Annotated in this window: 13 protein-coding genes; 12 read left to right on the top strand and 1 reads right to left on the bottom strand. The window is 31.0% G+C overall.

All coding sequences use genetic code 11. The features are described from left to right. The first annotated feature begins 5 nt into the window (after positions 1–5). From J8M14_RS15085 to J8M14_RS15120, 8 genes are all read left to right on the top strand, one after another. Positions 6–449, top strand: coding sequence for a type II secretion system protein (locus tag J8M14_RS15085; RefSeq protein WP_247672658.1), 444 nt, complete (start codon positions 6–8; stop codon positions 447–449). A gap of 152 nt (positions 450–601) precedes the next feature. After that, positions 602–943: a hypothetical protein gene (locus J8M14_RS15090; RefSeq protein ID WP_211075636.1), complete on the top strand. Its 342-nt coding sequence runs from the start codon at positions 602–604 to the stop codon at positions 941–943. 3 nt (positions 944–946) lie between these two features. Then, positions 947–2,368, top strand: a complete 1,422-nt coding sequence (locus J8M14_RS15095) for a GspE/PulE family protein (RefSeq protein WP_247672659.1) — start codon at positions 947–949, stop codon at positions 2,366–2,368. 4 nt (positions 2,369–2,372) lie between these two features. After that, positions 2,373–4,295: a type II and III secretion system protein gene (locus J8M14_RS15100; protein ID WP_211075637.1), complete on the top strand. Its 1,923-nt coding sequence runs from the start codon at positions 2,373–2,375 to the stop codon at positions 4,293–4,295. Further along, a complete protein-coding gene (locus J8M14_RS15105) occupies positions 4,295–5,485 on the top strand; it encodes a hypothetical protein (RefSeq protein ID WP_211075638.1) in 1,191 nt (396 codons plus the stop codon). The genes J8M14_RS15100 and J8M14_RS15105 overlap by 1 nt, the downstream gene beginning before the upstream one ends. Further along, positions 5,478–6,005 (top strand): hypothetical protein, encoded by a 528-nt coding sequence (locus tag J8M14_RS15110; protein WP_211075639.1) that lies wholly within the window; start codon positions 5,478–5,480, stop codon positions 6,003–6,005. Before J8M14_RS15105 ends, J8M14_RS15110 begins: the two co-directional genes overlap by 8 nt. Beyond that, positions 5,989–6,966 (top strand): hypothetical protein, encoded by a 978-nt coding sequence (locus J8M14_RS15115; protein WP_211075640.1) that lies wholly within the window; start codon positions 5,989–5,991, stop codon positions 6,964–6,966. Before J8M14_RS15110 ends, J8M14_RS15115 begins: the two co-directional genes overlap by 17 nt. Further along, entirely contained in the window at positions 6,966–7,451 is a 486-nt protein-coding gene (locus J8M14_RS15120) for a hypothetical protein (RefSeq protein ID WP_211075641.1), read from the top strand. Before J8M14_RS15115 ends, J8M14_RS15120 begins: the two co-directional genes overlap by 1 nt. 212 nt (positions 7,452–7,663) lie before the next feature. Here the strand turns inward: J8M14_RS15120 and J8M14_RS15125 are convergent, their stop codons facing one another. Further along, positions 7,664–7,861: a CHAT domain-containing protein gene (locus J8M14_RS15125; protein WP_348772852.1), complete on the bottom strand. Its 198-nt coding sequence runs from the start codon at positions 7,859–7,861 to the stop codon at positions 7,664–7,666. A gap of 485 nt (positions 7,862–8,346) precedes the next feature. Here J8M14_RS15125 and J8M14_RS15130 point away from each other — a divergent pair, with 485 nt between their 5' ends. The 4 genes from J8M14_RS15130 (at position 8,347) to J8M14_RS15145 (ending at position 11,969) form a co-directional block, all read left to right on the top strand. Then, positions 8,347–8,940, top strand: coding sequence for a sigma-70 family RNA polymerase sigma factor (locus tag J8M14_RS15130; protein ID WP_211075643.1), 594 nt, complete (start codon positions 8,347–8,349; stop codon positions 8,938–8,940). After that, positions 8,933–9,673: a tetratricopeptide repeat protein gene (locus J8M14_RS15135; protein ID WP_211075644.1), complete on the top strand. Its 741-nt coding sequence runs from the start codon at positions 8,933–8,935 to the stop codon at positions 9,671–9,673. The genes J8M14_RS15130 and J8M14_RS15135 overlap by 8 nt, the downstream gene beginning before the upstream one ends. Positions 9,674–10,005: 332 nt before the next feature. Further along, positions 10,006–10,515: an OmpH family outer membrane protein gene (locus J8M14_RS15140; protein ID WP_211075645.1), complete on the top strand. Its 510-nt coding sequence runs from the start codon at positions 10,006–10,008 to the stop codon at positions 10,513–10,515. 11 nt (positions 10,516–10,526) lie between these two features. Continuing rightward, positions 10,527–11,969, top strand: a complete 1,443-nt coding sequence (locus tag J8M14_RS15145; protein WP_211075646.1) for a tail fiber protein — start codon at positions 10,527–10,529, stop codon at positions 11,967–11,969. The last annotated feature ends 66 nt before the right edge of the window (positions 11,970–12,035 follow it).

Here is a 12,035-nt window from a genome sequence, read left to right on the forward strand (position 1 = left end):
CCCTAATGAATTCATTAAGAATATTTTCACCACATATGAAGAAACAAAAAAGTAATTGGTATGCAGATGCATACTCTATGACAGAGATATTAATTGTGCTTTGTATCATTGGGATACTATTACTGATGGTATTACCTAGTCAAACCTCTGTAATAACACAAGCTAAGTCAATTGAGGCTCAGAGTATGCTTAATCATTTGTATGGACTAGAGAAAAATCATTTTTATAGACACTCTCGCTATACGGCTGATTTTGATGAACTTGGTTTTGAACCTGCTTTAACAATTGATCAAGGCGGTCAGGCAGTGTATAGAATTGAAATCATTGAGGCTTCAACCAATTCGTTTAAAGCTACAGCGACATCATTATCAGATTTTGATGATGATGGTAATTATAATACCTGGGAGATCGATCAGAAAAAGGTATTAAAGGAAACTGTAAAAGACTAAGCTGGTTGGATATTTTTCTTCAAATACTTGTTATTGTATTGCTGATGTTGGTTTTTATCCAAGATCTAAAGTTTAGAGCTATACATATACTGTTACCGATTTTACTATTGGTTACGGGGGTTGTATCGTTTGTAAGGCTAGGATATAAACCAATGGTCCTAGTATATAGTGTATTGTTTTTGATGATAACATTTGCCGGACTTTATCTATACCTTTTAGTTAAAAATAAAAGCTTTACTAACCCTTTTAAAAAGAATATGGGGTTAGGAGATCTTTTGTTTTTTGTAGCAGTGGTCCCGTTGTTTTCAACATATAATTACATTCTGTTTTTCATAACAGGAATGTTGTTTTCTATAGTAGGTTTTTTGGTGATTAGACTTACTACAAAAACAGAACTGGTTCCACTTGCAGGGCTTTTAGGATTATATATTGTTGTACTTAAGTTTATAAGTTATACAACTGGATTCGATTTATTCTTTGGTAAAATTCTATAAAGTTTGGATACAATAAAAGAAATCATATTAACCACAGAAGAGCAACAGATTATTAATGCTGATTTGGCTCATAACTATAATATTATTCCAAAAGAAGATTCGGGTAATAGTATTATATTTTTTGTGGATGAGAATACTTTTGATGCATCTATAACCGATGAGTTAGAATTAATCATAGGTAAAAATGTAGAGTTAGTTCCTGTTTCTTCAGAGATCATAAATAAGGCTTTAGTTTCTTATTACAGAATTAGTAATAATGATGCTGATAAGTCTAGTAAAACTGAGAGTTTTAGATCTTCTTCTCAAGACTTTCTAGAGGAATTAATTTTCGAAGCAAAAGGTATTGGAAGTAGTGATATTCATTTTGAAGTTTTTAAAGAGGATGCAAGAATACGTTACAGGATTGATGGTAAGCTTATCGAAAAGTATAAGATAGAGAAGGAAAATTACCTGGAATTGGTTAATAAAATCAAGATCAAATCTAATCTTGATATTACCGAAAAAAGATTACCACAGGATGGTCGTATCAATTATGATGAATTCGATATAAGGGTTTCTATTTTGCCAACATTGCATGGTGAAAAGATTGTGATGCGTATTCTTGGAAGGGATACAGCTCATTTAAGTATGGATAAATTAGGTATGGAAGATAAAGAAAAACAACTTTATCTCGAAGCCTTAAAAGCTACCAAAGGAATCATCTTGATTAGTGGTCCTACTGGTTCTGGTAAAACAACTACGCTGTATGCCAGTCTAAAACAACTAAATAAAGTCACTAGTAATATTGTTACGGTAGAAGATCCTATTGAATATACGCTTAAAGGAATTAATCAAGTTCAGCTTAGAGAAGATATTGGATTAACGTTTACCAGTGCACTAAGAACCTTTTTAAGACAGGATCCTGATATTATTATGTTAGGGGAGATTAGAGATGGAGCAACTGCAGAAATGGCGATTAGAGCAAGTCTTACTGGACATTTAGTATTGTCTACAATACATACAAATTCTGCTCTAGGAACGATTTCTAGATTAATTGATATGGGAGTGCCACCATTTCTTATTGCGGAAACTTTAAAAATTTCTGTGGCGCAAAGATTAGTGCGTAAGCTTTGTAATTCTTGTAAGGTGGAAACAGAATTGCAAGAAGGAGAATATAATAATGAAGCTTTTGATGCTATAACAAGTCATTGTTTACCAAAAGGATGTGATGATTGTTATTATACTGGTTATAAGGGGAGAACAGCCATATACGAAACTATACCTATAGATGGAGTATTGGCGCAAGAAATAAAAAAGAATTCAACAAACTTAGAAGAAGCTATATCTGATTATGGCGATTCTAGTTTGTCAAGTAAAGCGATACAATTAGTAAAAAATGGAATCACTTCTATAGAAGAAGTGTATTCAATTATAATAGAAGGATAAGGGAATGATACAAAGATTGTTATTATTTAGCTGTTTGCTATTACTCAATGTTGTCTATGCTCAGACTGACATCAGAACCATTGAGGAAAAACTAGAAGAAATAGCTAAAACCAAAGAAGGGTTAGAAGAAACCACACAACTTGATGTTACAGGATTGACATTGTTTGAGATTATAACAACACTTGCAGAAGAGCATAAGATAAATGTGGATGTCGATCCTACACTTAACCAAATGGTGGTTAGTAATTTTATTGATGTTAAGGTAAAAGATGTATTTGTTTTCCTTATTAGAAAATATGACTTAGACGTTCAGTTTATGAATAACATTATTGCGTTTAAGAAAAGAGAGATCATTCCTGAACCACCAAAGCCAGAACCTAAAAGAGAGCTAGATATCAAGTATAATCAACAAAATGATTTCTTGTCGGTTAAACTTAAAAATGATTCTTTACCAGCAGTAGCATCTAAGATTACAGAGTTATCTAATAAGAATATAGTTTTAGCACCAGATGTTAAAACAATGATGGTTTCATCTTATATAATCAATAGACCTTTTGATCAGGTAATTGATATGATAGCCAAGTCTAATCAATTGATTTCTGAGCAAGATGAAAATGGGTTCTATTTTTTGTCTAAAGATGTAGATATTTCTCAACAACCAGGAAATGGGAGCGGTAGAACTAATAGAAGAAGAACATCATCACGAAATGGTTCTCAAAACGTTTCCGGAGATTTAGAGATGAAGCTAAATGATAATGGCTACCTTAATGTAAAAGCTTTTGATGCCAGCGCTACAGAGATAATTACCAAAGCAGCTGATTTACTGGATATTGGATATGCAATGTATGATAAACCGGATGATGTTATAGCTACTATTTCATCTAGTGAGATGGATTTTGATACATTGTTAGATCACGTGTTTAGAGGAAAAAAATATACTGTAAATAACAATGATGATTTTTACCTAATTGGAAAAGAAACTACAGCTGGTCTCAGAATGTCAGAATTAGTACAGTTAGAGAATAGAACTATTGAATCTGTATTAGCTACTTTACCTAAATCTTTAACACAAGATGTAGAAATCCAGGAATTTGTGGAGCTTAATGGTATTTTAGTTTCCGGATCCAAACCCGTAATCGCGGAATTAAAACATGTGATTAGAAAATTAGACAAGGTTGTTCCATTAGTTCAAATTGAAGTATTAATTGTTCAATATCAAAAATCTTATGATATTCAGACTGGTATTCAAGCAATATTGGGAGATGGTTCTGAAGATGTTAAAACTAACGGAAGAATTTTTCCAGGTACTGATGTTACGGTAAATTCTTCCTCAATTAATCAATTGATTGATGCTTTTAATGGACTGGGGATTATTAATATCGGAAAAGTGACTAAGGATTTCTATGCCAATTTAAGTGCTTTGGAAACGAATTCTATTGTAAATCTTAAATCAACGCCTAAAATAGCTACATTAAGTGGTCATGAAGCCAATGTTTCTATTGGTGAGACAGATTATTATTTCGAGCAAACCAATAGATTAATTAACTCTGGTGTAAATGATAATATATTACAATCCGGTCAATGGAAACCTACTGAAGCTAATCTAAGTGTTAATATAAAACCTTTTGTATCTCTGGATGAGCACGTAACCTTAGAAATTTCTGTAGAGAAAAGTGCATTTATCGGTAGAGCAGGAGAGAATGCTCCACCAAGTAAGTCTACTCAGAAATTTGAGTCTCTAATCCGAGTTAAGAATGATGAGATGATTCTATTAGGAGGTTTGGACGAACTGGAGAGAGAAAACTCTGGTAGCGGAACACCTGTTTTATCCAGAATACCAATTATAAAATGGTTTTTTAGCAGTAGAAGAAAAGCAAAAGATAAGTCTAAATTACACGTATTCATTAAACCAAGTGTGATATATTAATGATCAATAATTTTTTAAATAACATCCTTATAGGTAATAAGTTCCAGGCTGTTCAGGTCCATTTTGACAATGATCAGAAGGAATTCTCCGTGTTAGAGGTTCATAAAAAGAAAAATGATCTTTCAATTATTGATCGTTATGCTACTAATAATTTTGAAGAATTAGTAGAAAAGCTGTCAAAAAATAGACCTATTCTGTTATCATTTTCAGGCCAAGGTATTATTTCTAAAAAGCTGGATAATGTTCCTAACTATCGGTCAAAGCTTTTGTTTAATGCCAATCCGGATGATTTTCATTGGTATGAGTTTCAGCAAGAAAAGCATATTTATGCTTCTGTTGCCAGAAAAGAGGTTATAACCGAGGAAATTGAATTGTTTAAAAAAGAACAGTTTTCGGTAGTAGACATAAGTATTGGACCTTTGGTTGTGACTGCTATTAAACCTTTGATTAAGTCGAATACTCTACAGACTAAAGATTTTGATATTCTTTTTGAAAATGATCAAATCACCGATTTTAGTAAGAGAAACCAAAATAGTATTGAAGAATATGTTATTGGAGATGAAAATATATCTAGCGAAAATATAACAAGTTTTGCCGCGGTATTGAATTATCTGTATCCCGGTAATGAAATAGTAGCAGATAAAAGTTTTCTTTCTGTAGATAAAGAAGAATTTGTTTTTAAGAAAGCTTTTAATGTATTAGGGGTTATGATGTTATCATTTTTCTTAGTGACCTTATTAGGAAGCTATATGTTGTTAAATTATTATACCGATGCAAATCAAAGAGTTCAAGTAGAGTTAGGTCAACAAAACATAGCGTACTCTAAACTGGTTTCTTTAGAAAAAGATAAAGAAAATAAAGAAGCAATTCTTAAAGAATCCGGGCTTAATGATAGTAAATTTCTTAGTTTTTATATATCAGAAATAACCAAAGAAGTTCCTACAGAGATTAATCTTTCTGTACTTAATGTTTTTCCGACTACAACAAAGATTAAAGCAGAACAAAGAATAAATTTTATTAATAACCTTATTGAGATGGAAGGCACGGTTTCATCTTATGCTGCATTAACTTCTTGGGTAAAAGAGTTAAAAAAACAACCTTGGGTAGGGAATTTGGAAATTGTAGATATCCAAAGGGAAAATAGAACCAATTCATTCAAAATTAAATTAGTACTGAAGTTCGATGTTTGAAAATATATCATATAAGAAAAAATTCATTGCACTATTAATTTTGATGGTCATACTGGCTTTTACTGCATATAAAAGATCATATAGTATGGCAATAGATGCTGCAAAACTTTTAGAAGAATCAAAGCAAAAACTGGCTAAAGTAAATAATTCTCAGCAACATATTACCAGCCTTAAATCTGAGGTCGAATATCTCGATAAACTCATAGGAAAGGAAGTAGCTAATCCTGATATAGTTCAGCAAGAAATACTAAACACTTTCACAGAGATTAATACTAATACGCCATTAGTGAAATTAGAGGAAGTGCATAAATCCAGTGATGAATATTTTAATGTTTATACCAATAGATTAATACTTACAGGTAATTTTGGCGACCTGCTTAAAACTACGTATAACTATGAAAAAGAGTTTGATTTTTCAAGAGTAGTAAGCTTACAGTTTTATATAGAAAAAGAGCCCAGAACAAGAAGAAAAAGATTATTTGAACAAATTATATTTCAGAATTATGAAAAAATACGCTAGTTATATACTATTGTTACTCATGTCCACTATATGCTTTCAGGGATGTGATGATGTTATTGAGGATGATATAACCAATGATTTAGTTACTGCTGTTGCACCGCTTGATATGGCAGAAATAGAGGGTAATACAGTGCAGTTCAGATGGAATGGTATTGAAGGAGCTGATGAGTATCGTATCCAGATTAATAATCAGGAGACAAATGCAATTATTTTGGATTCTTTGGTAATTAAATCTGTTTTTGATTATGCAATGAATCCTGGGTCCTATCAGTGGAGAGTAAGGGGAGAGAATTTTGCTTATGTAACTGCTTATACTTTTGATTCTAGATTTACAGTTGCAGCTTCTACAGATCTTTCTAATCAAACTGTTACTTTAACAAGTCCGGCAAATGGTATATTTACTAATAATTCTGCACTAACCTTTACTTGGGATCCTATATCTACAGCTACTTTTTATAAAATAAAGATTTCTAAAATTGATGGATCAACAGAAACTCTTGTTTTTGATAATGATGGCAATAATATTATTGGTACATCAATTACTATTGGTAATTCTGTAATATCAGAAGATGGGGAGTACAAATGGGAGATTCAGGCAGGAAATGATTCTAGTACTAGTGAGTTTTTTCCAAGAACTTTTTCTCTTGATACCCAAGCTCCACCAACGCCAACTTTAACAGAGCCAACCACCGGACAAACAGCTTCTGTGGATGAAGAAATTAGTTTTAAATGGACATTTGCTGATACAGGAGTAATTCAGTCTGGTATAACCAGTACTATACAAATTGCTACAGATCAAACTTTTAATGATGTGATAGAAACTAACTCGAATCCTCTTGCGATAGATGAGTATACGTTTACTTTTACGACTGCAGGAACATATTTTTGGAGAGTTAGAGGAATAGATGATGCTGGAAATACGGGAGATTTTAGTGATGCTAGTCAAATTATAATCAATTAATGCAAAAGAAGAAGATAAATACCATCTTGATAATTGCAGTAGCTTTGATATGGGCGGTAGTGCTTTTTAAATTTATTTCGCCATATTTTACATCAGCTGATACTGTTATTACAGCCGATGTATTGGTAAAACCTGCCAAAGCATTTATGCATAAAAAAGATACTTTTAATCTAAGTATTCCTAAGCGAGATCCTTTTTTAGGAAAATCCACGGGAGTCAAGAAAAAAGTTGTTGCTTCTTCTAAACCAAGAAAAGTATCAAGACCTAAGGTTTCTCAGATCAAAAATTGGCCAAGGATTGAGTATCTTGGATTTGTAAAATCATCAAAAAGCACATCTAGACTTGGATTATTGAGAATTAATGGAGTGTTAAAAAGAGTTCGTAATGGTTCTCAAGTTGGAGATGTTAGCGTAAAAATTATTAATGAAAACTATATTTCTGTAGTATTCCAGCGAGAAGTTAAAGATTTTGATAAAATTAACTAGTACGAGCTTTTCTTTTAAAAATCAGAGTAATTACAGCAATGATTACTAAAACTAGAAAGCAATTATCTAATACATGTATTTGTTATCAGTGAAAATTGTTGGAGTTGCATTCCCAACCAAATAAAATCCTCCTCAATAAAAAGGGTAAGTTCGATTTGTATCATAGGTGTTAAAACATTGTAACTTTACTTGTTGTAATGCTTTGGGCTTAATTAAGCTTTCTTGATGTTATCATAAAAATATTTCATTAATTCAGGAGTTACTTTGTCGGATACTTCCCAGCTATTTAATAATAAACTTTTGGTTCCGACATATTGCAAAGCATCGCCTAAATTCATAATTTCTTTACATTTTACACTTTTACTAACTCCAGTATTACAGATACTAAGCACTGCAAATTCTGTAAGAATCTCTAAAACAAATAATTCGAGACCTTACTGGAGATTATCTTCTATAGTATTTTTGTTTTTTGTGAAATATGACTTGTATCTCATTGTATTTTTGACAGCTTATTATAATAGTTGACTGCTCGCTTCCACTAATTTTCTTTGATAAATGGAATAGTTTTCTAAAATATGTAATAGAGCTATTAAGTTTACAGTTATTAAGTAAAGAATCTGCTTTTTGAGAATATTTTGAAACTACAATAGTATTTTTAATATTTTGAGCATTTGTTTTGTAGAAGTTTAACAATATAATTACAAAACATATTGTTCTAATCAGGAAGTTGAAGGTAGCTAGCTTAATAGGTCTGAAGAGTATTTTATTATTCAACATACAGACTTTTGACTATTATCTGTATATTATTAATTGCAAAGAATGTAAAAATGTTACTTTTACATTTAGTTTAATGTATTTATTAAGGTAACATTTTACGGTTACATAACATTAATATATGAATAGCACTGAGGATCATAAAATTATAGAAGGAATAGTGAAAGGAGATGAAGTTATTATTAAAGCCTTTTATAAAAATAACCTTCAATATATAAGGAGTTACGTTATTAAAAACTCAGGTAATGAAGAAGATGTAGAGGATGTTTTTCAGGATGCATTGGTCGTTTTGTACCAAAAGTTTAAATATGAATCTGTAAATATGAGTGCTTCTCTAAGAACATACTTTTATGCTATATGTAAGAATATTTGGAGAAATCGATTAAGAAAAAATAGTAAAATTTTATTAGACGAAGAGGTAATTGAAGCATCAGAGCCTATAGACAATGAAATTATAGATTCAATAAATAACAAAGAAAGAGAACATCTTTATCGTAAATATTTTTTAATGCTTGATTCAGCGTGTAAAGAAATACTTAATTTAGTTTTTGAAGGTAATAGTATGAAAAAAATTTCTACGATTACGGGATACTCAGAAGGATATACCAGAAAGAAGAAATTTAATTGTAAAAGATCCTTAATAGAAATGATCGAAAAGGATTCATTATATCAGGAGTTAGTTATAAATCCTGAAAAAGAAAAAAAACATGAATAGGACTCAAGAAATATTTGAAAAAATAGAGGAGTATCTTAATAAAACTTTGTCTGGAGAAGAGTTAGAAAACTTCGAAAAAGAATTGTTGATTAATGTAGAATTACAAAAAGAAGTTGAAAAACATAGGAGCTTACATCGGGTATTGAGTGATAAGGAAACTTTGGTTTTTAAAGAAAAGGTTAAGAGAATTGGAGATGAAATAAAGAAAGAAAAAACTACTCCAGTCATTAATATTTTTTCTACATATTTTAAAATAGCGGCTTCGATTATTGTAATTCTTGGTTTAGGAACCCTATTATGGAATAATTTTATGGGAGGTAATAAGGCAGAAGATTTATACCTTGCATATTATGAACCATATCCGGTTGAAGATGTAACTAGAGGAGAAGTTGTAAATGAATCAAGAGTGATCACGGATATGTATTCAAGAAAAGAATATAGCAAGGCCATACCAGAGTTCAAAAAACTGATTGAATTTTCTGTAGATGAACAATACATAATTTATTTAGGCAATTGCTTTTTAAATGTTAATAAGGAAAAGCAAGCCATACAAGAATTCGAAAAAATAACTTCCAATAGCAGATATTTTGAAGATGCTCAATGGTATCTGGCACTTACCTATATTAAACTTAGTAATACTAAAAAAGCTAAAAATATTCTTGCTAAAATTATCCAGTATGATGGTGTCTATAAAAAAGTTGCTGTAAATTTAAATTCAGAACTTCCTGAATAATTTAAAGAATAATCCTTCAACAAGTAAAACCTACACTATCTTCCTAATTTTAAATAATTACTATAGTCTAATTATTTGGGGTACTTCTATTGTTTCTATTTTCCACAATGTTTACAATTTCTAGAAACAACATTACTCCAGTTGTTGTGTAATTACACATTTAAGTATAATATTTTGATTTATTTTTGAATTTTTTTAAGTGTAATTATTTATAAATCAGTTTTTTGTGATTTTATCGTAAAAAAAATACTTTTTTTTTCATTTTTCGAGGTAACAAAATGTAATAAGGGACATTAACCAATATAATGGGCTTTAAACTAAAATTGATAATCTTGAAAAAACACACAATTTCACTTTTATTAATCAATGGGATATTAGCAATAGCATTGATTATTCTACTTTCATTTTATATATCCAATTCTTCTAGATCTGAAGTTGTTTATGTGGATAATGTCCAATTGTTCAATGGGTTTAATATGTCCAAAGACTTAGGAAAGGTTAATAATGAAAAAATCACTAAACAAAAGAAAAAGCTAGATAGTTTGTATGCTATCTATAGGATCTTAAGCGAACAGAAGAATACTGAAAAAACTCAAGAATTAGAGAATCAACTTCGGTCTGAGGATGAGGAATTGAGAAAAATGAATGAATATTTTTCTAAAGACCTGAGTCAAAAGGTTTGGAATAGGTTAAATCAATACATAAAAGAATATGGAGAGACCAATCAATATAAGATTGTTTTAGGCACTCAAGGTAGTGGTAATGTTATGTATGCCATTGAAGGTATTGATGTTACAGATAGAATATTAGAATACGCAAATATAAAATACGAAGGAAATTAATATACAAATCAATGAAAAAATCACACTTTTTTTTACTTTTAATGGGGCTTAATAGTTTAATAGTCCTTTCACAAAACCTTGTTGATAGTTCTTCCTGGATTGCTGGCTCTACTTCAACTCCAGCGGGATTTGGTAATTATGGCTTTATTAGTGGTGTAAATACAAGGGAATTAGGTATAGGGCCACAGGGTCAGGAAGTAGTTTTATGGACAGCGACTCCAACAGATGTTAATAGTTTAGATGGAGGGTTTAATACAAATTACGTTTCGATAGATCATACAAAAACCTATCGTGTATCTGTTTGGGTAAAAAAGACAGGAACTCAAGATGGTACAACATATTTTGGATTGTTTTCAAAAGACGGTAGTGATAACCATAGTTCATTATACTTGAATGGAACCTTAAATAATAACCCATATTTTAGGATAGGGGATTTACCATCTTTGGATGAATGGTATTTATTAGTAGGTTTTATTCATATGAGTGATTATAATAGTACAGTTAATATCGGAGGTGTCTACAATACCAATGGTGTTAAAGTGATGGATATAGGAAATGATTTTAAATTTTCTACTACATCGGTAAATTTATCGATGAGAGCATTCCAAGGTAGTAATAACACTCTTACTGATCGTGAGTATTTTTATGACCCTCGAATTGAGGCAATAGATGGAACTGAGCCTTCTATAGCCGATTTAGCTGCTGGAGGAAATTCTGGAGGTACTGCTGAAGCTAATCAAGGCTGGAGTCTAATCCAGGGGAACGTAATTTATAATGATACCGGTAATGTTGGTATAGGAACTAATTCTCCAGATGAAAAATTACATCTTTCTTTCGGAAACCTTAAGTTACAAGGAGATAGTAAAGAATATCTGACAATCAAGTTTGATGATCTTGATTCTGCAACGTTGTATGAAATGTATGCAGAACCAGGTACAGAAAGTTTAAATTTTGATATTAATGGGCAAAATAAATTTCTCATAAGAACAGATGGTAATGTAGGTATAGGAACAACAACACCAACTCAAAAATTAGATGTTGCTGGAAATGCTCAAATTAGTGGAGATTTGTTCTCTACAGGAAGAATTGCTATCGGTACTACTGCAGAAGATCCAGGATATGCACTAACCGTTAAAGGTAAAATTCATACTCAAGAGGTAAAAGTAGATCTTAAAGGAGTAATTGCGCCAGATTACGTTTTTCTGGAAAACTATAATTTAAAAACACTTCAGGAAGTAAGAGATTATATCAAAAGAGAAGGGCATTTACCTAACATACCATCTGCCAAAGAGATGGAACAAAAAGGATTGAATTTAAAAATAATGAACCTTAAACTTCTTGAAAAAATAGAGGAACTTACCTTGTATACTTTAGATCAGGAGGATAAAATCAAGTTTTTAGAGCGTCGTCTGGAAAAGATTGAAAAATCTTTAAACAATCAGTCCGAGAACTAAAAATAGTCAAACCATTTTCATATTCAATTTTTAGACTTTAAGCTTAAGTCCTTTCCTATGTATGTC

Origin of the sequence: Aquimarina sp. MMG016, assembly GCF_018100805.1 — a bacterium.
Classification (GTDB): Bacteria; Bacteroidota; Bacteroidia; order Flavobacteriales; family Flavobacteriaceae; genus Aquimarina.

Coding starts and splice junctions, on each gene's coding strand:
- J8M14_RS15085 (WP_247672658.1), top strand. CDS start 6: ATGAATTCATTAAGAATATTTTCACCACATATGAAGAAACAAAAAAGT.
- J8M14_RS15090 (WP_211075636.1), top strand. CDS start 602: ATGGTCCTAGTATATAGTGTATTGTTTTTGATGATAACATTTGCCGGA.
- J8M14_RS15100 (WP_211075637.1), top strand. CDS start 2,373: ATGATACAAAGATTGTTATTATTTAGCTGTTTGCTATTACTCAATGTT.
- J8M14_RS15105 (WP_211075638.1), top strand. CDS start 4,295: ATGATCAATAATTTTTTAAATAACATCCTTATAGGTAATAAGTTCCAG.
- J8M14_RS15110 (WP_211075639.1), top strand. CDS start 5,478: ATGTTTGAAAATATATCATATAAGAAAAAATTCATTGCACTATTAATT.
- J8M14_RS15115 (WP_211075640.1), top strand. CDS start 5,989: ATGAAAAAATACGCTAGTTATATACTATTGTTACTCATGTCCACTATA.
- J8M14_RS15120 (WP_211075641.1), top strand. CDS start 6,966: ATGCAAAAGAAGAAGATAAATACCATCTTGATAATTGCAGTAGCTTTG.
- J8M14_RS15130 (WP_211075643.1), top strand. CDS start 8,347: ATGAATAGCACTGAGGATCATAAAATTATAGAAGGAATAGTGAAAGGA.
- J8M14_RS15135 (WP_211075644.1), top strand. CDS start 8,933: ATGAATAGGACTCAAGAAATATTTGAAAAAATAGAGGAGTATCTTAAT.
- J8M14_RS15145 (WP_211075646.1), top strand. CDS start 10,527: ATGAAAAAATCACACTTTTTTTTACTTTTAATGGGGCTTAATAGTTTA.